General features: G+C 57.7%; 19 protein-coding genes. 7 read left to right on the forward strand and 12 right to left on the reverse strand.

Translation table 11 applies throughout. The features are described 5' to 3' along the window. Positions 1-41 precede the first annotated feature (41 nt). The 3 genes from OHL16_RS07415 (at position 42) to OHL16_RS07425 (ending at position 2,516) form a co-directional block, all read left to right on the forward strand. A complete protein-coding gene (locus OHL16_RS07415; protein ID WP_263366476.1) occupies positions 42-758 on the forward strand; it encodes a cysteine hydrolase in 717 nt (238 codons plus the stop codon). Between the two features lie 25 nt (positions 759-783). Beyond that, a complete protein-coding gene (gene cynS / locus OHL16_RS07420; protein ID WP_263366477.1) occupies positions 784-1,227 on the forward strand; it encodes a cyanase in 444 nt (147 codons plus the stop codon). 68 nt (positions 1,228-1,295) lie between these two features. Next, complete coding sequence (locus tag OHL16_RS07425; RefSeq protein WP_263366478.1) at positions 1,296-2,516, forward strand: lactonase family protein; 1,221 nt, start codon at positions 1,296-1,298, stop codon at positions 2,514-2,516. A gap of 270 nt (positions 2,517-2,786) precedes the next feature. Here the strand turns inward: OHL16_RS07425 and OHL16_RS07430 are convergent, their stop codons facing one another. Continuing rightward, a complete protein-coding gene (locus OHL16_RS07430; RefSeq protein ID WP_263366479.1) occupies positions 2,787-3,137 on the reverse strand; it encodes a hypothetical protein in 351 nt (116 codons plus the stop codon). An 802-nt stretch (positions 3,138-3,939) separates the two neighbouring features. Continuing rightward, on the reverse strand, positions 3,940-4,269 hold the full coding sequence (locus OHL16_RS20265; protein ID WP_396127186.1) for a tyrosine-type recombinase/integrase: 330 nt from the start codon (positions 4,267-4,269) through the stop codon (positions 3,940-3,942). A 120-nt stretch (positions 4,270-4,389) separates the two neighbouring features. Between OHL16_RS20265 and OHL16_RS07435 the strand changes: the two genes are divergently transcribed. Both OHL16_RS07435 and OHL16_RS07440 read left to right on the forward strand, forming a co-directional pair. Next, positions 4,390-5,559, forward strand: a complete 1,170-nt coding sequence (locus OHL16_RS07435; protein ID WP_263366480.1) for an acyl-CoA dehydrogenase family protein — start codon at positions 4,390-4,392, stop codon at positions 5,557-5,559. Between the two features lie 66 nt (positions 5,560-5,625). Next, a complete protein-coding gene (locus tag OHL16_RS07440) occupies positions 5,626-6,480 on the forward strand; it encodes a phosphate/phosphite/phosphonate ABC transporter substrate-binding protein (protein ID WP_263366481.1) in 855 nt (284 codons plus the stop codon). 56 nt (positions 6,481-6,536) lie between these two features. Here OHL16_RS07440 and OHL16_RS07445 read toward each other — a convergent pair whose 3' ends face one another. The 7 genes from OHL16_RS07445 to OHL16_RS07475 all read right to left on the reverse strand — a co-directional run bounded on the left by OHL16_RS07445 (position 6,537) and on the right by OHL16_RS07475 (position 12,223). Beyond that, positions 6,537-7,565: an Rv1681 family radical SAM protein gene (locus OHL16_RS07445; RefSeq protein ID WP_263366482.1), complete on the reverse strand. Its 1,029-nt coding sequence runs from the start codon at positions 7,563-7,565 to the stop codon at positions 6,537-6,539. Positions 7,566-7,628: 63 nt separating this feature from the next. After that, the gene (locus OHL16_RS07450; protein ID WP_263366483.1) at positions 7,629-8,366 is read right to left on the reverse strand and encodes a hypothetical protein; all 738 of its coding nucleotides are present in this window, start codon (positions 8,364-8,366) and stop codon (positions 7,629-7,631) included. A 65-nt stretch (positions 8,367-8,431) separates the two neighbouring features. After that, positions 8,432-9,724: a hypothetical protein gene (locus OHL16_RS07455; protein WP_263366484.1), complete on the reverse strand. Its 1,293-nt coding sequence runs from the start codon at positions 9,722-9,724 to the stop codon at positions 8,432-8,434. Beyond that, entirely contained in the window at positions 9,721-10,452 is a 732-nt protein-coding gene (locus OHL16_RS07460; protein WP_263366485.1) for a TIGR04282 family arsenosugar biosynthesis glycosyltransferase, read from the reverse strand. Before OHL16_RS07460 ends, OHL16_RS07455 begins: the two co-directional genes overlap by 4 nt. 16 nt (positions 10,453-10,468) lie before the next feature. Then, positions 10,469-11,164: a glycosyltransferase family 2 protein gene (locus OHL16_RS07465; protein ID WP_263366486.1), complete on the reverse strand. Its 696-nt coding sequence runs from the start codon at positions 11,162-11,164 to the stop codon at positions 10,469-10,471. A 15-nt stretch (positions 11,165-11,179) separates the two neighbouring features. After that, positions 11,180-11,674 (reverse strand): TQO small subunit DoxD, encoded by a 495-nt coding sequence (locus OHL16_RS07470; protein ID WP_263366487.1) that lies wholly within the window; start codon positions 11,672-11,674, stop codon positions 11,180-11,182. 354 nt (positions 11,675-12,028) lie between these two features. After that, on the reverse strand, positions 12,029-12,223 hold the full coding sequence (locus OHL16_RS07475) for a hypothetical protein (RefSeq protein ID WP_263366488.1): 195 nt from the start codon (positions 12,221-12,223) through the stop codon (positions 12,029-12,031). 373 nt (positions 12,224-12,596) lie between these two features. Between OHL16_RS07475 and OHL16_RS07480 the strand changes: the two genes are divergently transcribed. Beyond that, positions 12,597-13,166 (forward strand): DsbA family oxidoreductase, encoded by a 570-nt coding sequence (locus OHL16_RS07480; RefSeq protein WP_263366489.1) that lies wholly within the window; start codon positions 12,597-12,599, stop codon positions 13,164-13,166. 102 nt (positions 13,167-13,268) lie between these two features. Beyond that, positions 13,269-14,276, forward strand: coding sequence for an alpha/beta hydrolase (locus OHL16_RS07485; protein WP_263366490.1), 1,008 nt, complete (start codon positions 13,269-13,271; stop codon positions 14,274-14,276). 529 nt (positions 14,277-14,805) lie between these two features. On the opposite strand, the gene OHL16_RS07490 is transcribed toward OHL16_RS07485, so the two are convergent. The 3 genes from OHL16_RS07490 to OHL16_RS07500 all read right to left on the reverse strand — a co-directional run bounded on the left by OHL16_RS07490 (position 14,806) and on the right by OHL16_RS07500 (position 19,912). After that, complete coding sequence (locus OHL16_RS07490; RefSeq protein WP_263366491.1) at positions 14,806-15,930, reverse strand: DUF4185 domain-containing protein; 1,125 nt, start codon at positions 15,928-15,930, stop codon at positions 14,806-14,808. 69 nt (positions 15,931-15,999) lie between these two features. Further along, entirely contained in the window at positions 16,000-19,068 is a 3,069-nt protein-coding gene (locus tag OHL16_RS07495; RefSeq protein ID WP_263366492.1) for a TonB-dependent receptor, read from the reverse strand. Next, positions 19,061-19,912, reverse strand: coding sequence for a FadR/GntR family transcriptional regulator (locus OHL16_RS07500; protein ID WP_263366493.1), 852 nt, complete (start codon positions 19,910-19,912; stop codon positions 19,061-19,063). The genes OHL16_RS07495 and OHL16_RS07500 overlap by 8 nt, the downstream gene beginning before the upstream one ends. Positions 19,913-20,095 lie beyond the last annotated feature (183 nt).

Consider the following 20,095-nt stretch of genomic DNA (forward strand, 5'->3'; position numbering starts at 1 on the left):
TTTATATAGATAGACACTTTCTGGAACTGGAGGTAGTACCTATGAGCGAACAGAACACTTCCGCAATCCGCTATGCCGAGCCGGCAAATCCCGCCTGCCCACCGACAGGGTTCAAACTCGATAAATCCAAGGCAGCGTTGGTTGTCGTCGACCCGCAAAACGACTTTCTGAGTCCCGATGGAGTGACCTGGCCCTTTGTCGGAATCTCCATCACGGAGAACAAGACTGTTCCGCACCTGCACGAGCTGTTCACTGCAGCGAAGGCCGCGGGCATCACGGTGGCCATCTCTCCCCACTACTACTATCCAACCGACCACGCCTGGGAGTTCGGCGGTCCACTTGAGAAACTGATGCACCAGATCGGGATGTTCGGGCGGACCGGCTCACTCACACTCGAAGGATTCGAAGGCTCCGGGGCTGATTTTTATGCGGATTTCAAGCCGTTCATCCAGGACGGAAAAACGATCATTGCATCGCCTCACAAGGTCTTCGGTCCGGAGACCAGCGATCTGATCCTCCAGCTTCGGAAGAGGGGTGTTTCTCAGATCATTCTGGCGGGGATGGCTGCCAATCTGTGTATCGAGAGCCACCTTCGCGAGTTTGTTGAACAAGGCTTCGAAGTTGCCGTCGTTAAAGACGCAACCGCGGCTCCTCGTGCTCCGGAAGGTGATGGGTACCTTGCTGCGCTGATCAACTTCCGCTTCATCGCGCACGCACTCTGGACAACGGAGAAGAGTGTCGCCGAGCTCGGCAATTAGCAGGATCTTGGGTCGGGAGGATTTCATGAAGAGAGAAGAAGCTGTTGAGTTGATCTTGGACGCGAAGCGAGCCAAGGGAATCAAGTGGTCACACATCGCTGCAAAAGTGGGCAAAAGCAAGGAATGGGTTGTGGCGGGATGTCTCGGGCAAATGACCTTCAACGAGGAGCAGGCGAAGGCAGTAGTCGAATACTTGGGACTACCTTCTGGGATATCTGAGGTGCTCCAGATTCCTCCGTACCGTGGCTCACTTCCGACCGCGGTGCCTACCGATCCGCTGATTTATCGGTTCTATGAGTTGATCAGCGTTTATGGGACGACCTTCAAGGAGCTGATCGCCGAGGAATTCGGAGACGGCATTATGAGCGCCATCGACTTCAAGATGAACCTCGAACGTGAGCCTGATCCAGCCGGAGACCGGATTCGAATCGCGATGAGCGGCAAGTTCCTTCCGTACGCAGAGTACTAGCCAAGAATGTCGATCCGAAGGATCGACGAACCACTCTTAGTAACTCAACCCTAAAAGGAGATCACAAAATGACCACGAATCGAGTTAGTCGCCTATCATTACGCAGCACGTATGCTTTCGCTCTGCTTCCCTTGCTGTTGGTCGTCTCTGCGCAAAAGAACTGGGCACAGGAGGAGAGCCCTTCTGAGGGTCATCCCGGAGCAGTTTATACGCTTTCCAATCAGCCCTCAGGGAATTCTGTAATTGTTTTTGATCGCGCTGCAGATGGAACGCTGACGCTTGCCGGAAGTTATCCCACCGGGGGAACCGGCACCGGCGCGGGACCAACATTTCCCACAATGGTGGATCCGTTGGGAGGACAGGGAGCGGTCGTACTGAGCCGGGGCAACCGGCTGCTATTCGCCGTCAGCGCCGCCAGTAATCAGGTCTCCGCCTTTGCGGTAGATGGCGACCGCCTCGACCTCCTGAATACGATCAGTTCGGGCGGCACGTTGCCCGTCAGCATCGCCATCCATGGCGACTTGGTCTATGTTCTGAATGCGGGCGGCACTCCCAATATCACAGGCTTCACCATCGACCCTCGCACAAACAAGCTCGTCCCGCTGGCAGGATCCGCGCGCCCTCTTGCCGGAGGCAGCACCTCTAATCCAGCCGATGTGAGCTTTAGCTTGGACGGGAGCGTTCTGATGGTCACCGAAAAAGGTCCCGCCGCAAAGACGCCTGGGTTTCTGCTGGGCGTAACGCACACGATAGACACCTACACGGTGAATCGGGACGGAACTGTCTCAGGGCCCATCTCTAACTACTCCAGCGGGTCCACTCCCTTCGGTTTCGAGTTTACCCACAGGGGCTTGGCGATAGTTTCGGAAGCGGGGTCTCCGCTCAGCGCGGGGGGGCAAAATGCGTTGTCCTCTTACAGGCTTGACGAGAACGGGAAGCTGGAGTTGATCACGGGTTCGCTCAACAATGGCCAGGCGGCAACCTGCTGGGCCGTCGTGACCAGCGATGGCCGATACGCATATAGCATAAACACCGGCAGTGGCACTATTTCAAGCTATGAGGTTTCGCGGGAAGGCTATTTGACTCTACTTGATCCGACTGCGGCGTCGGCCGGCTCCGGAAGTACACCGACCGATCCTGCCCTGAGCAATGACGGTAGATTCCTTTATGTCCGCGATCCGTTGCTGAACACGGTGGACGCCTGGCGTATAGAAGCGAACGGTAGTCTCACCCCGCTTGGCACGACTAAGGGAGTCCCAACGGGTGGTCAGGGATTAGCCGCGCGCTAGCCCGCTTTTTTCATGAACTGCTCGGCACGGCTGAACAGGTTGAAATGGGTTTCTCACGGAGATCACGGAGCCCCGCGCGGAGCGCTCAGAGAAGTCTCGATATCTTCCTCTGTGCGCTCCGTGGTCCCGGGGCTGGAGTCACCGAACCTCGGATTCCTCCGTGGGCTCTGTGTGAAGCAGCTTGCCCTCTCTTCACCCACGACACTTCATGAATCATTCGTACTGGGGAGGCGCTCTGCGCCGTTGACTTTGGCACCTGCCTCTCGATCACTAAGGGGCATCGCAACTTCCGCTCGATAGGAGTCTCGCATGGCAGACGTAAAACTTGTAGTCATCTATCCGCGCCCGAAGGATGTGGGAGCTTTCGAAAACGCAAAGAACCAGGTCCGGCTTCGCCTTCAGCAACGCCATCACCTGCGCCCGATCCACGCGACTCGGACGGCCGTGCCGGCTCTGTGCCGCGCGCTCCATCGCGCCGCTGCGCTTGTGCGCGGCCGATACCTTCCAAGCCCACGGCACGCTCACCCCGAACCGCTCCGCCAACTCCCGCAACGTCCCCTTACCCGCCGCGTGAGCCTCCAATAACTTCCGCCGAAGGTCATCGCTGTACGCACGTGCCATCCTTCCACCATGCGCCCTAACTCGCGCCGCGCAAAGAATCAACCTATATACCTATGAGAACTATGCTCTAGTTCTTGATTGACGATTGGCCACAAGATAATTTTGACCATCGTGCCGTTCAAAATCAATCACTTATGGCCACCTGGCCCACTTTGTCTCGAATCGTTGCGATACCCCAATTAAGCAGTTTCGAGGGGTTGGGCAAAAATAGCCTAATCGTAGGCCGACCAGTATATCTATATCGCGGTCGGCCTTACGGCGCTCGCAGCATAACGCCAAATCGCCGGCATCTGGGACATCCAATAGCGATTCAGTACTCGATACTTGGCTGAAGTACGAACTTCGGCGTCGGCGATTAGGCCGACCTGTATAACGCAAGGCCAGCACAAATCGTAACGCCGTGTTGGTCCCGTGTAGCCGGCCAGTGTTTACCTATGCACCTGCTTCGGATTCCGGCGGACTCTCAACTGACGAGAACAGGCCAATGCACTCATCGAAGGCAGCGGACGCCCGATTGCTCCTCATATACGCCTTTGGTTTGAGTAACTGCCGTATTGTCGGCAATACGGAAAGTACGAGTTCTTCGGTCCTCAGATGTTAGCTTGTCGGAAGGTTTGCTCGGAGTTGTGAAGCTTGGTTAGCGAACGCATCACTAACTCGTCACCGATTCGTCACCAAAACTGAGCATTTTGGAGACGAATCGGAAGAGTCTAGGTCACGGAAAGTAAGGCAGGTAGAGGGTTATACAGCGCCTTCGTCAAATTTGACACGGTAGAGGTCAGCGGTTCGAATCCGCTCGTGCCTACCATCTTTTCAACGACATACGGTAACACTGCTCTAGCAGCGTCGCACTTGTGTCGTTACTTGTGTCGTAACCCTTAATTGTTGGCTTTCCCGGCACCTTGGCCGACAGCACGTTGACGGCTTCTCTGTTAGCTTCCTGCCGGACGTGGCTATAGTGCTCCAGCATCTTCCTCGAAACGTGACCGTCGAGTGCCATGATTGTGCTATCGCTGGCCTGTGACTCGGCAAGCTCGGTAATGGCGTGGTGACGTAGATCGTGAAAGCGAAGGTCAGCTAATGGCACTGCTCGTTGCGACAGCTGTCTGCCGGATTCTGCGCCTCCCGACATCGCGGACACTGGATCAACTGAGTGAAAGCAGCACTGCGTGTTTGGGTCCAGACAGCGCCTAGGGACTGTTGACCCCTCCGCGCATCCTGTGCGAGAATTTCGGTCCTATCGAGTAGATTCATGGATGATAGGTGGATCATGACTCATGACGCGGCCGTTTTGAAGGCCCAAGAGATCGCCGGTCGCGTGCTGGCGCCATCCGCAGGGCAAAACGACAAGGTGGGGCGATTCTCTACCGAGGCTGTCGAGGCGCTTGGTGAGTCTGGACTGCTTGGGCTGTTGCTACCCGTAGATTTTGGCGGTGCTGGGTTAGGTCCCGGCACGTTTGCCGTTGTGACGGCGACGCTCGCCGAGGCAGACGCTTCTGTCGCGATGGTCTACCTTATGCACATCCTCGGCACCGCGACTATCTTGGCAGCGCGCCCCGGCGCGGCTCGGGCGCTGACGCCCATACTGCAGGAGATTGGTGCGGGCCGCCATTTATCCACTCTCGCTATCAGTGAAGCCGGCTCGCGCAGTCATTTCTGGGCGCCTATATCCCGCGCACATCGGAATGGTGACGGCGTGCGCATAAGCGCCAAGAAATCGTGGGTGACCAGCGCTGGTCATGCGCAAAGCTATGTCGTTTCTTCGCTTGCCCCTGAAGGGGCGGGACCTACGGATTCGACCATCTATCTTCTTGCGGCGGAGACGCCCGGCCTTTCAGTTGCGGGGCCCTGGGACGGCATGGGACTTCGGGCCAACGCTTCTGCACCGATTGCGCTGGACGACTGCCAAGTCCCATCCGATTTTCAGCTTACTGATGACTGCGAGGGCTTTCCGACTATGCAAAACGTGGTGCTTCCGCTTTTCTGTTTGGGGACAGCAGCGGTGGCCTTGGGATTGTGCCGAGCGGCAGTCGCTGGAACTGTGTCGCACCTCAAAAGCGCGAAATTTGAGCACCTCGGCCAGAGCCTCGGCGAGAGCCTGCCTACCCTACGCGCGCAACTCGCGGCAATGCAGATTGACACCGACGGGCTGTCGGCTCGCATCGACGATTTGATCGAGCATCTTGAGAAGCCGCGCGAGACGACCACGCTGCGCGTGCTTGAGACCAAAGCCGCTGCAGGCGAGGTCGCCATCAGCGTTACCTCAGCTGCAATGCGCGCTTGCGGCGGTGCGGCGTTCTCAAAGCATTTGAGCATCGAACGCCTGTTCCGCGATGCGCACGCGGGCGCTGTCATGGCACCAACGGGCGATGTTCTGCGCGAGTTCATCGGGAAGTCACTGTTGGGAATGCCGCTCTTCTGAGACCGGGCGCCTGCGAAAACAAAGAGAGTGTTTTCGTGAAACGCCGCTGACAGGAACTGGAGGCCTATGAGCAAAACAATCTGGGTGGGAGCTGTTGCATACAATCCGAAAGTGGTTACGATTTGGGAGGGGATGCGGCGCTATTTTCACGAGGAAGCGCATCTTCCCGTGGAGATCGTACTATTTCAGAGCTACGAGGCGCAGGTCCTCGCGCTCCTCGCCCAACCGGGCGAGCCCGTGCCGCGTATCGATATTGCCTGGAACACAAACCTTGCCTACCTGCAGGCCGATGAATGGAGCGGCCATGCCTGTCGTGCGATCGCCATGCGCGACACCGATCTCGGCTGGATGACCAAGATTGTCGCGGTCACCGGAGGCCCCATTTCTACGCTCGCGGATTTGAAAAATCGGACGCTCGCGGTTGGCAGCCGAGACAGCGGACACGCAGCGATTCTTCCCGTTCACTTTTTGGAGCAGCAAGGCATGCGCGAGGGAAGGGACTACCGGACGCTGCGCTTCGACAGCGACGTAGGCAAACATGGTGATACAGGGACCAGCGAAGTGGAAGTGGTGCGCGCCGTCCTCGACGGGCGAGCCGACGCCGGCGCTATCGGCGGCCCCTTCTGGAACACTGTGCGCAACGAGCGCCTGGTGCCCGAAGGCGGCCTTCGTGAGATATGGTCCTCTCCGACCTACAATCATTGCATGTTCACGGCGAGGCCTGACCTCGACCTCGAACAGGAGCACCGGTTTGCCGAGGCGCTCTTAGCCATGAGCTACGACAACCCGGTTCATCGCTCCATACTCGACGCCGAAGGACTTCAGCGTTGGCTGCCGCCTCATGTTGATGGTTACGCTGCATTGCGGCAGGCCGCCGCCCAACAGGGATTCTTCGAGCGGCTATTTGCCAAGTCGGCGTGAGAGATGAGGCGATCTGGGTTTAGCCAACCGCAAGTTCGCTGGCACCTTGCCAACGGTCATGCGCAGTTAAAGATTCTTGCCAGCTTATTCACGTGTTCGCCTTCGCGGTCGAAGGCGCGGCGGACAGCCGCGAAGGCCTCGGAGAGAGGAAAAATTTCGTGCGTAACCAGCAGATCGGCATCTGCTGCTCCGACCGGATGCCAGTACACACCCTCGGCGGTAATGGTGACTTCCGGCACCAGATCGGCCCGAGTAACGGCTACACCTTCGCTGGCAGCACCACGCAACGCGATCCGCCGTATGACTCGGTCTTCTGCCGCAATCTTCTCCTCGTCGAGGAATTGACGGAACTCCTCAGCCTCGGCATCTGTCGAGACAGTCGCCGCCAGCCTCACACGAAAACCTAGCGAACGAGCGCGCTTGATACCTTCGCGTGCGCGCGCCCATGTGCCGGGCCCGCGATGGAGGTCGTGCAGCTTTGGCGTAGCGCTGTCCAAGCTGATTTGCAGGACAATTCGATCGCGTGGCAACGCTCGCAAGCTTTCCGCACGTCGTCCGGTAAATAGCATTCCGTTGGTCAGCACTGTGGTCGGGGCGGCTACTGCGCAAGCAGCCAGAATCTCGCCGATGTTTTCCAGCAGAAACGGCTCGCCTCCGGTCACGAAGATTTCTTTGACGCCAAGCCCCGGCGCTTCGTGAGCGATCTGCTGTACACGTGCGAGCCCTAGTTCCCGTCGCGGCGCGACGGGCGATGAACGCACACAGCAGTAGTCGCAATGCAGGTTACAGTCGAAATTCGTGTAGAGCCAAAGCCGAGAGCCCACAGGCCGATTGCCTGCAGGGGATACCGGAAGTGCGCCGCACCGGAAGACCCACCGCGCGCGGCCTTTTTCAACCGTTACTTCCAGCAGCGAATTCCCAGTGAACCGGCACCACGTTTCCAACCCAGGGCCAATGCTTTCGTCCTCACTGGCAAGGGCAACCAAATCCCCCGGGCGGCTACGGCGCAGCACCGCGATCAACTCAGGTAGCAGGCCAGATGCGAACGTCTTTCGCCCAATGTCGAGATCGATGTCTGCCTTCATCGGAATGCGCGGATTTTACAGCTCCCAGAGGACTCGGAGAAAGCTTGGTCGTGTGAGCACGAATTATTGTGCTTTCACCCAGGTATCCGAGCCCGTCACCTTAACAGACACATCCGAGATGAAGATGTGCAAGGGCTTGCCGTCGGCGGTGCCGCGATGCTCTGTTGAGATCAGCAGAGGACCCGCCTTTTTATAGCCTGCCCACGTCGCAGTGACGAGTTGCGGTGCTTTGGGCCCACCCCGATGATAGACCATCTCCTTGACTCGGTTGTCAGGACCGACGTAAAGCTCCCAGGTATCTCCAGGCGTATAGCCGCCAACCTCCTTCGGATATTTCACCACCACCCGCTTGGCCGAGCCCGCTCCCTGCGGCAATTTTTGCATGCCGTCATCGGTCACATTGGCGCTGGTGTCCCAGTAGGCATGGAAGGGGAACAGGAGCCAATAGTTATCGTTGACGAAAGACGGAGCAATTTGGTCCTTCACGTCGGCAGGTGCGCTGTTCAGCTGAGACAGAACAAAGCTAGCCTTGACCGGCTTGCCGTCCTTATCCTTTCCTTCGTAGGAAACCTTGCCGGTCTTGGGCTCCCATTCCCACACGTGAGCAGCCTTGAAGAGTCCTGTGATTTCCCCATTCCAGGTGTAGCGGATCGCCTCAACCTGCCCGTAGGAATCGATGCCATACGCTTTGGCGATTTGTTCGAGAATTGGCGGGCGTTTCTGCGCCCAGCAGTTGGGAGCAAGGACCAGCACAGCGAAAGCCAGAAGACGAATCACCGACCAACAGCTCGATTTTGTCATCGAAGTCCCCCTCTTTAGATTGAACGAACGTTGTCTAGTATGGCGGAGCGACAAAACTATACTCCTTAGTCTGATAGAGCGCCAGCGTGCTCGCGTTCCCTCCCACGGCGCAACCAGATGATTGCAACAGCTATTGCCACGCATCCATATTCCAGCAGCATTACCCAGCCAGGAAGCGGCCCCCACGGACGCCCAAGTGTGCGCAGGTGCCAAACAACGTAGGTGGGGATAATGCTCACAGTCCAGACGATGATCAGCAGCGCCGAGACCGACGTCAGAAATGGCAGCAGCCAGAGAAGGTACCATGGGAATACAGCGGGTGCGCACAAAAGAGATGCTGCCATTGGCCAGGCTAATACGTCTGGAGACCACTCGGGCGCTGCGCTTCTTAGCCACGTTGCAGTCACTAATCCGACGAGCACTGCCAGCCCAGCTAGCAACTGCGGAGGCGCCACCTGATCGAGTGCTGCAAACACGGGACCATTAAAGCGCCAATTCTGCACGTACGTTCCAAGCGAGCCGATCGGAATGCGGCCGTGATTAAGAAATGGCGCGTACAGGAGTCCGAGCACGGCTGCCGCCAGCGCAGCGTCGCGAATGCGAACCCGCTTCCAGTAGAGGGGCAAGAGTACGATCGGCAGAAATTTCACTGCTACAGCTAGCCCAAGTGCGACAGCCGCAGTCGCCCGCCATCGGCGTCCGAGCGCAGCGGCGGACACCAGCAACAATAGCGCGCCAACAATATCAATGTGACCGCTTCCCGCCACCTCAACGGCTAACAATGGGTTCCAGGCGTACGCCAGAACCAGGTGCGCTGCCCGCCGGCTACAACGCAAGACATCGAGCAACACGAGAACAATTGCCAAGTCGCAAATTACAAATGCTACTTTCAGTGCAAATGTAGATTCGTGAATGGCGGTTACGGCGCGGAAGAATAGCTGCGCCCCCGCAGGATATGGGCTCGGTAGATCCGGGTTGTTTAAATTGCGGGTTTCCAGGGTATGCAGCCCCTTAGCGGCAGGATCGCTGGGAACGACTATATATGGGTTATAGCCGAGCCTCTGCAGGCGTCCATCCCAAACATATCGATAGATATCCTCGTCGGCCCCTGGGGACACACGAAGAAATTCAATGCGCCACACGGCAGCCAGAACGAGCCCAATGACGACAGCGCGTCGGGAGAATCTTGGAGTAGCGAAAAACTCACGGATCGCTAAGAGGTACGCGATGCCCGCAAGCGTCAAAGAGGCCATGAAGTACGGTCCACCCCTATCGCCGAAGTTGCGTGAGCAGATCGTTAGCGCCAGACACAACGTGGTGCCGAGTATGTACACTCTCCACGTCGGGGTGATCTTCACAATTCTCCTCTGCCCGTCCGTAATTGTGCCGCCGCAAGCTCCCACTCTTTAAGCCACATCGCCGTGCGTGGCGCTCTTGCCGGAGCCAAACGCAACTCAGCTGCCAGCCGAGTCAGGTCTTCAGCTACATCAACATCGTAAAAAGGCTCTGCGAAACCTACAGAAAGCGCAAGAGCTCGTGCGCGCGATAGGAGTGTCTCCAGCGCGCTGCTGGCGCCCATTCCGTCGCGTGCGAAAAGGGTAGGATGGGAAGCCTTTGCCCCTACAAGATAGTAACCTCCGTCATGCGTTGGTCCGACGACCACGTCATGCGCGGCCAGCATTTCGAATGCGTCTTCGAGCACGGAACGCGGCAGGTGTGGGCTGTCGCTGTTGAAGGCAATGGTGCGCCGTTGATGATCTTCCGCGAAGTGCGCAAACACCGAAGTAAGGCCTGCAGCAAGGCCCTCACCCTTCTGTGCAACGACGCATGCTCCGTTACCTGCCAAACAAGCCAGTTCGTTGACATCGGATTCCGGGCACATGATGGCAACCTCTACGCTGCCCAATGATCGCGCTAGTTCCAGTGTGTCGTCCAAAAGACACCGATAAAACGCGGTGACGGCTTGAACAGGAAGGCTCGAAGCCAAACGGGTCTTGACCACGCCCGGCCTCGGCGCCTTCGCCATGATGACCAATACGCGGTCGCTGCGCTGCGTACGCACCACGGTCTGGATTGAAGATTCCATAGAATTTGACGCGGCGTTACTCGGGCGTTCTTCGATGCCCGAAATAATATCGCACGATCAGGCTGAGGGTGAACCAAGCGGCACCGACCGTACCCTTCAGCGTGCCGCTGATCTTCGATTTTCCGATGCGCGGGTAGTAACTCACGGGGACTTCAACCACGCGGAATCCAGCCAGGATACCTTTGAGGATTATCTCAACGGCCCAGCCATAAGTGGTCTCTTCGAGGGCGAGCGAGCGAAGTACCTCAGCGCGGCCAGCACGAAACGGGCCGAGATCACTGATCTTCAAGCCGTACAAAATACGGATCAGGCTGGCCGCGAGACGGTTACCAAAAACGGCATGCCAGGGTAGCGCGCCAGGGATGCGCTGCCTCCCAAGCCGTGAACCAAACGTAATGTCTGCGCGGCTTTCCATGATGGGAGCCAATAGAATCGGCAGCTCAGAGGGGCGATCGCTGTAGTCGCCATCGAGGAACACGACGACGTCAGGCGCGTTGGCAGTCGCGAGTCCCGTCAGACAGGCGCGCCCATATCCGCGGCGAGGTTCCCGAACGACGCGGGCTCCCATACTTACGGCGATTTCGGGTGTCCCGTCATTCGAGTTGCTGTCAACAACGATGACTTCCGTCGTTAGGTCGGACGGAAGATCCGCTAGAACGCGCTCAATCGCCTGCGCCTCATTGTGGGTGGGAATGATGACGGACACTCTCATGTTGACTTGGCCCGATCACCACCACGGAGAAGATGGCCACCGTTGCGACAGCCACGCGTCAACGCCCCATCTCCGGCCGGCGCGTCCGATAGCGAGCCCAAGGCATGCCAGCACCGAAACCAGCAGTTCCCAAATCCACGAGGTACCCAACTCCGAAATCCAAAGGCTGCCGAGAAACAGAAAAGCCACAAATGCGGCCGGGCGTGTGAGCAGACCGATGACGAGCAGGATACCGAGAGAGATCTCGATCATGGACTGCATAGGAGCCGCTACCGCGGCGTGATTTGCCGCCAGGCCCATCACCGCCTTCCACGCAGCAGGCGAATGACTCGCCTTGATATAGAAGTTGATCAGGCCCGCGTAACCCGCAGGGGTGTAGAGGCCTTTCCCCCGATTCTCGAAAAAGACCGACAGGAACATTGCGCCAAGCGTCACACGAACCAGCGCCAGCCCAATTGCCGCTTCCCGTCCATTGATCAACTCTGGAGTTGGGTTTGCGTACCTCGTCATCGTCGACCTCGTGTCCAGTTTGCGAATGCAGACGCAAGAGCCATGGTGCCCATCTTCTCTATGGAGCAGCAATCAGATATCTTAGGCCATTCTCCCGTTTCTTGCCACTGTATTGGCAAAGCCATTTCAGTTACATCAGTCGGCGTGAAGCGGGGTTGCCCAGGCCCACAAGATCAAGCTGGGCCTCGCCCCATGCGTGGTGCAGGCGTGCGGTTATGCGGACGTACTCGAAAGTATGCGGCAATGGCGATATTTCAAGCCACCGCGACCACGAATCAAGTCCGATGCGCGAGCGCTTGTCGCACGCTCAGTTTCACTGCCATGCGTTTCAAGCCCTCTTTCAACCATTCAGCGCTAGGTGCTGTAGAGGTGAGTATCGAACTGCCTCGACGAACTGACCGCATGCTCGGCAGGATCGAACGAGGTAACCTGCGGATCTGGACGCGCGTCAAAGATGTCGAGCCGCTTGTCAAAGACCTGGAACACTTGGTTGACCGCACGAATGCCACGATGCTCGCCGCGGCATGCATCGGGGCTTGAGATCGTCATGTAGTTTTAACATCCGCATGGATGGCAAGCGTGGATTGGAGTGGTTATCCTGGATTGCGGTCGCGGCTGCAGTCACCGACTCCCTGAGAACTTTGCTCGCCTTGCGCAAGTGAGTAGCCGACCAAATGAGGAGTGACAGAGCGATGGTGACCGAGAAGCGGCTTCGGGCAACTCTCGCAAAAGATTGTTGTCACGGCTGTATTCGTGGGTGTCAGCGTTGTGACCGTTGCCTCCTCGGTTTCTCTTTCTCTGGAGCCTCCGGGCCACAGCGTTGCGGTAGACAGGGCATTTTGCGAGTGGGAGAAAGGCGAGAAGATGAGTGAGATCAACGAGCAGCAGCGCACGGAAAACGCTAAAACAGTGGTGCACTGGTATGACTTTCTTTGCCCGTTCTGCTACGTCGGACCAGCACCGAAACGCAATCCTCGTCCGGCACGGGCTTCGTATTTCTGAGTTGGCATTCCAGGCTCACCCCGACATTCCGCCCGGGGGAATTTCAGCGGGGCCTCGCGATGGGCCGATGTACGCCATGCTGGAGCGCGAGGCCAGAGAAGCTGGATTGCCGCTGAACTGGCCTCGGCACCTTCCCAACACCCGGCGGGCCTTGGCCGCCGCCGAGTGGGCCCAGCGACATCAGCCAGGCGTTTTTCCCCACTTACGCAAAGACCTCTTTGAAGCGCACTTTGTCTTGGGCGAGGACCTCGAGGATCCAGCCGTGATTGACCGGCACGCGACTGGGTCGGGTGTTGACCTCGCAGCTTTGCATGCTGCGCTTGCCGATGGCAGTGCTGCAGAAGCCGTCACGGAGACCGAAGAGATTGGCCGCAACTATGGCGTTCAGGGCACGCCCGCCTGGCTGTTGAACCAACGACTGATTTCGGAACTCCGCTCGGCAGCGGAATTTGAACGCCTTGCAGAGGACGCCTTGGAGCTGCCCGGGTGATGTGGATCGTTCCACGGCGAGACCTTAGGCGAGGAGCCGTCTTTGTGAACGTCACATTCCGGTAAGTGATGGTGGTCATTTAGGGAAAATGAGGAGACTTCGATGGTGCAACAGCAACAACCAGCGGCTCAGGGAATTCCGGTCTTGGACCCCAAGATCCAGGATTTCCTCGATCAGCTTGCCGCCCATGAAGGGCCGCCGATCTATACCCTGACACCAGACGAGGCCCGCAGTGCCCTATTGCGGATGCAGTCAGGCTTCGTCCGCAAACCGGATGTGCAAGTCGAGGACCGGAATGTGGGCTCGGGTCCGCGCGCTCTTCGTCTTCGCATTGTTCGCCCGCACCCAGTCATTGATGGAGGTCCTGTCATCATGTACTTTCACGGCGCGGGCTGGGTCATGGGCGACCCGACAACTCACGACCGCCTGGTGAGGGAGTTGGCAGTCGGCGCCTCAGCGACGGTCGTGTTCGTTGATTACGACCGCGCGCCTGAACATGGTTATCCAGTTGCGATCGAAGAGGCGTATGCGGCGACCCTCTATGTTTCAGAGCACGCCGAAGAATTCCGCGTTGACGAGACGCGTCTTGCGGTCGCGGGCGACAGCGTGGGCGGCAATATGGCTACAATCGTATCGCTCCTTGCAAAGCAAAGGTCTGTACCTACAATAGCGGGTCAGCTCCTTTTCTATCCCGTTACTAATGCCGATTTTGAAACCGGGTGGTACAAACAGTTCGCCGATGGCCCCTGGCTTAGAGACTGGCCATGCAGTGGTTCTGGGACCAGTATCTTCCGGACCACGACAAGCGCAAGGATCCCACCGCGTCTCCGTTGCTGGCGTCGTCGAACCAACTCGCTGGCTTACCGCGCGCTCATCATCACGGCCGAGAATGACGTGTTGCGCGATGAAGGCGAGGCATACGGCCGCAAGTTGATCGAGGCCGGAGTCGAAGTTGTGTCAACGCGATACAACGCGGCCATTCATGATTTCGTGCTGCTGAACTCACTCGCCGAAGCCGCCCCCACGCGAGCAGCAGTGACGCAAGCTGTGAATTTTCTGAAGAGCGTTCTTGCTGCGAAGCCGAACAGAGAAAAGCACGAGCAGATGTGATTGCGTGTATAGTTGGGCGCCTAGAACGCCAGAATGGGATCCCGGTTCAGATCTTCCCAACTGCCTGTGCTCGTGACGTTCTTACTGCTCGGAATGCAAGTGCGATCATGTCCACTCAAGGGAAAAGCGCCGGTCAGTTGATGGCCGGGGACATTTTGGGCCTGAGATGTGAATAGTAGGCAGTATTGCCGGCTGGTCTGGCGACCAACCGGCAAAGCTTATGGTGCGCTCAACAGGTGCCAGCTTGCCAAGTGCGGTTGAACAGCGTTACTGTTTTGTCTCTGTCGGCAGCCGACTCTCGCCCACGAATGGTGGCCATCTAGATAGAAACAAGGGTACAAATAGGCAACGCGCCTTTAGCCGCTGCGATGCGCGTTTTGGGCGCGGCACTGACTTTTCATCACTCGCTTAAGCCCCGCGAACCGGCGGATTGGTTGTCTGCGTGAGATGTGTAGGCACCTTATGGCTGCCCATTCTGTGGTGTCTTTCTTTTCTTGTTTCGGATATCCGACGAGAACCGCGCCGATTCCTAACGCTCGTCTTGTTCGTGGGGCAAAGGAATGAGGACAACCTGCGGATGATAGATTTTTCGGTTAGTGACGAGAGATGGGACGTCCATTGTGTTACAGACGTAGGTGAAGAGCAACTTGCGGCCATCTTCAAGCTCGGGATGCTCTTTGCCCGCGTAGCAGAAGACGTTCTTATCACGCGAGGGGCCAGGGAGCATCTCAGGCATGTGGTAGACCACCTGGCCTTCGGTCCATGGACCGGTTAGGTCGGGTGCCGTACGCAGAAGCACCTTGTCGGAGAAGCCGTTGGGCTCGACCATGACCGCGAGCCACTCTTTGAGTTCAGAGTGATAGCGGATGGAGAGTTCGGTGTTGCCATTCTTCATGACTTCCTTGGCATGCGAAGGGTCGAAGCCGTGCTTCCATGTATCATCCGTGGCAAGATATTCGAGATTCCCTGCTGGATTATCGAGGCCATTGAGCGGGAGGCGCGTGACAAGCAGAGGACGCGTTCCGCTCTCGTAGAGAGCAAAGAGGTAGGCGTAGTCGCCGCGGACGACAGTAGCGGCGGAGGGGTAGGCTTTGACGCCGTCGGGGACGAGGGGATGGATGCTCACCTCCCAGTCCTGCGGATCACGATCCAGGTGGCTGACCTGTGCGAGGTCGGAGCCACACGTCTCGAAGTCCATCGCCCAGGGGCTGGGCGTGGCGGCGTGACGAATGCAGAGCAGCGTAACCCAAAGATCACCATGGGCCATGAAGCCGTCCATCGCCCAATACCAGTGTTGTGGGTCCACCGGAGAGAAATAGCTTTCGGCGTGGCCCGCCCTGTCGTGCTTCACGACATAGTTCAGGTGCCAGTTACCCTTGGCGTCACAGGTTGAGATGCCAAGACTGTTGTGGACCTGGCGAGGATCATGACCAGTGACGGACCGGTCGGTGCCGTAGAGCGTGTCGCCGAAGATCCAAACATCGCGCCCGTCCGGCAGCAGGATGGAGTAGGCGGCATCGGCCCCCTCCCATCCAAGAGTTTTATTCTCCTCCAGAGGGAAGCTAGGTGTGCAGCTGGAAGCGTGCGCAAGACCGGGAGCAAAGAAAAGAAAAAGTGCGAGGACGGACCAGAGGGCGCGATTCGTTCGGGGCACAGCAACTCCTAAGATGAAAGGGTCGCAGCCTGTTTGCGTTTCCTTGCGAACAGGCTGCGAACGACTAGTCTAGCGAATGATTTTGATCGAAAACTGAACCTGACGTGAGGTTCCGGTACCGATGTTGCTGCCAACCGTAGTTCTGCTGCGACCAAAACCGGGATCAAGCGCGTACTGCGACTGCCCGGGCTGGCCATAAAGTGGATTGGCAATGAAAGCGTTGCCTGAAGGGTTCGCGAAGTTTGGATGATTGGCGATATTGAAGAGGTCGGTGCGGAACTCAACATTCCACTTCTCGCCGATTGGCGTGCGCTTGATGAAGGCAGTATCGACCTGTGCGAACCGCGGCCCGGTTCCAGCGTTGCGCGGGACGTTGCCGAAGGAGCTGGACACTGGCACTGTGAGCATTGTTCCATCGAACTGATTGTTGGGCGAGCTGTAGTTCTTCGCGCGCAACGACTTGGGTGTCGCTCCTGGGACGAAGTTCGGACGTTGCGGCGTGCCGTAGTCATCCGGGATGTTCGTTACGATGTTGACCGGCAGACCGCTGCGTGCCGAGGCGATCGCGCCGAGATCCCAGCCATGGCCCAGAATACGGGGCAGATAGCGGATGTCCGGGGCGTGGTAGAAAGCGTCCGCAGTGAAATTGTTGCGGACATCGATGTCACCGGTGGAGAAGTCGTTCCTCGGATTGGTGGGATTCACGAAGGCCCCGAAGACGCTGACTGTGTCGTCGAACTCATGCGCCAAAGTGTAATTGACGTCATAGGTAAGGGCGCGGCTATGCCCCCGGAGCGCTACCTGCAAGCTGTTGTACTTGGAATCGAGATAGTCTCCGAGCAGGCGCTCATTCGCGAACTTCTGGCTGAGAGGATACGTGCCGGTGATCGGGTTCTGGCTGTTGAACTGAAGACCGGCGAAGGCTGCGCCGGCGGGCAGCTTGATCCCGCGGTCGGCGGCGTAGGTCACCTCCAGCACTGTGTTCGGCGCGACCTCCTGCTGCAGGCCGAAGCTGTAGTGGAGGGCATAGCTGTCACGCGTGTTCGGGTCAAATTCATCGACATTGCGTACCTGTGGAGTGCAGACAGGCACCGTGGCGACGGGGTAGGAGAGCGGGAAATTGGGCGTGCAGGAGACCGTACCGAAGAGCGCCTGGAACACATTCACCGAGATGTTGCTGGATGTGTTGTCAGTAAGCGAGAAGACGGCACCCGTCAACTGAGGGTTATAGAAGATGCCGAAGCCGCCGCGCACAACAGTCTTGCCATGGCCGTAAGGGTCCCAGCTGAAGCCGATGCGTGGTGCGAAGTTATTGTAGTCAGGCTTATAGAGCGGAGCGCCCGGAGTTCCGACAGTTTGCGTAGCGATGTCGAAGTTGGCGAGCTGATTGTTCTTCTCGTGCAACACAGTGTTGTACTCATAACGCAAACCGAGGTTGAGGGTGAGGGTACGTGCGAGTCGAACGTCATCCTGCACGAAGAAATCGTAGTTGGTATTGCGGATCCGCGTCATCGGATTGCCGAGTGTGCTGAAGGCGAATCCTTTGTTGTTTTCAAAGTCAGAGATGCTGGCATAGGAAAGAAACTCCTGGAGCTGGAGTTGCTCATCCGAGAGGTTGTGGCGAATGTCTGCGCCGACTTTGATGACCTGGCGGCCAGAGACTTTGGTGAGCGTGTCGATGTACTGATAGGACGTCTGCGGACGGATGCTCGCGAAGGTTGCAGGCCCAGGTGCTGCACCGAAGTTGCAGAAGAAGCAGCTGAAAGCAATGACTGGGAAGGGACCGCCGCCTCCGTAAGACTCTACGTGATTGGAATTAATGCCGAAGCCAGCTTCGTTCAACAGAGTAGCCGAGAAGGTATGCGTGTTGCTGAGCTTAAGGAACTGCGTACGTGCTGGTGTTGGGGCGGTCTGCCCGACAGCGGGACCGTAGGTGGTATTTGTAAATGAGTCGCCGATGTTATAGCGGACGTAAAACTTGTTTGTCTCACTCGGGTTCCAATCGATGCGGACGGACCCCGTATCCTCCCGCAAAGTGTTCGCGAGGTTGGCGCTGTATAGGTCGAAGTTGTGCGTGGTGTCTGCAGGATCCGGGCCAAGATTTCCCACCGGGATGGCCGCGACGACGGGCTTCATAGAGGGCACGAACCGTGCGCGGTTGGCGGCATTCAGCACGTCGTAAATCTGCGTGTTGGTGATCGTCTGGCGGACACCCTCATAGTTGGTGAAGAAGAAAAGCTTTTGATGGACGATAGGCCCACCGAGGTTACCGCCGAACTGATTGAGACGGAGCGGAGTGCTGGTGCCGGGGACGGCGAAGTAATTGCGGGCATCGAGGGCATTATTGCGGAGAAACTCGAAGGCCTCTCCGTGCCAGTCATTGGTGCCGGACTTGGTGATGACATTGACGACGTCGCCGATGGAGCGACCGTACTCGGCTGAAAAGTTGCCTTGCAGGATGTGGAACTCCGCAATCGAATCGACGCTTGCGCGAGTGATGCGCGCATCGCCGCGTCCCAGTTGCATGGAGGTGGCATTCGTGTCGATACGGGTGGCATCAGCGCCATCGAGCAGGATGTTCACGCCGGCGAAGCTAGTCTCCGCGCCGCCCAGACTGGTCTGGCCGAACTGGCCACTAGTGACTGAGCCGGGCACGAGCGCCAGCAGGTCGGTGAAGTCGCGACCATTGAGCGGAAGATTAGCGATGCGACTCGCATCAATGGTGGTTCCGAGGTCCGCTCCCAGCGTATTGACTTGCACCTGGTCAGAAGTGACGGTGATCTGGTCGGTAGTGCTGCCGAGCTGGAGGACAACATCGGTGCGATGCAGTTCTGAGGCGTTGAGTGGAACCGACATAATCTTCGACGCTTGAAAGCCTTTGGAAGTCGTCGTCACGCTGTAGATGCCGACCGGCAAAGTAGGAATGCTGTATTCGCCATGGCTGTTTGAGGTAGTACGGTAGTTGCGTTGTGTACCCTCGTTAGTCACGACGACTGTCGCATTCGGGATAACCGCGCCCGAGCTATCGCGCACGGTACCCTGGACACTACCGGTATCGAGTTGCGCCATTGCCACTCCGGCCGAGGAGAGGATCAGGATCGCCAGGAAGATACGGCATAAACGAAAAAGATTATTCATCGACTGTCTCCAATAGGTCTTGCTTTAGCTTGACTTTTCTAGTTGCTGTCTTGCGAGAAGATTTCTTCGCCGCCTTTAGGCTCATCTTCGTGCCTTTTGAGCTTTCGCCTTTCTGGTTCTGCAGCTTTTGCAGATTCTCCTGAAGAAGCGACTCGGCATATTTCACGTCCGCGATTACCGCGTGACGCGCGCCGGTGGCGTCGCGCTTTGCTATGAGCAGGAACATATTCTCGTGGCGCGCACAGTGATGCGCCATGTTTTGGACGAGCGGTAGCACGCGATGGCGTCCCTCAGAGAGAGCGCCGTACATCATCTGCATGGTGCTCTGCATTGCGCCGTTCTTCGAGGCGCGGGTAATGGCGTTATGAAACTCCATTTCGTAGCGAATGAATGATTCGGGATCGTTCGTCGTGCGCTTCATGCCGCTGAGTGCAGCCTGCATCTGTTCGAGATCGTCTGGCGTAGCTCGACGCGCGGCGAGCGCAGCGGCTGCAGGCTCGAGGATTTCGCGCAACTCGTAAAGTTCGAGGTACTTGATCTCTTCCAGAAGGAGCATCCACTGCAGGTGCCGGCTGGCCATGCTGGTGAGCGAAGGCTGCAGGTAGGTTCCGTCTCCGGGCCGGGCCTTGAGCAGTCCGATGAAAACCAGTCCCTTCAGTGCTTCGCGGAGTGAGGCGCGGCTCACCTGAAGCATCTCGGCGAGACGTGGCTCGGAGGGAAGGCGGCTGCCGCGGCTGAGGTCACCGGAACGCACAAGAGACTCAACGCGGCGCGCTACCATCTCGATGACCGTTTCACGCTGAACGGGACGAACAGGAGGGACAGGTGATTTTCGATTTGCCATAGAACGAAGAGGTCTGTTCAAAATCTGTCAGACAATATGTGAGGGAAATAATGATTGTCAAGCCCCCCATTTCTTTTTTCTGGAAATAGATCGGCTGGAACGGCGTTGTTTTACGCCTGATTTATACGAATTGACGATTTTGCACTCCAAGTTCTATGCTCTCTATCTGTCTGACATTTGGCT

Source organism: Edaphobacter bradus, from assembly GCF_025685645.1.
In the GTDB taxonomy this organism is placed as follows: domain Bacteria; phylum Acidobacteriota; class Terriglobia; order Terriglobales; family Acidobacteriaceae; genus Edaphobacter; species Edaphobacter bradus.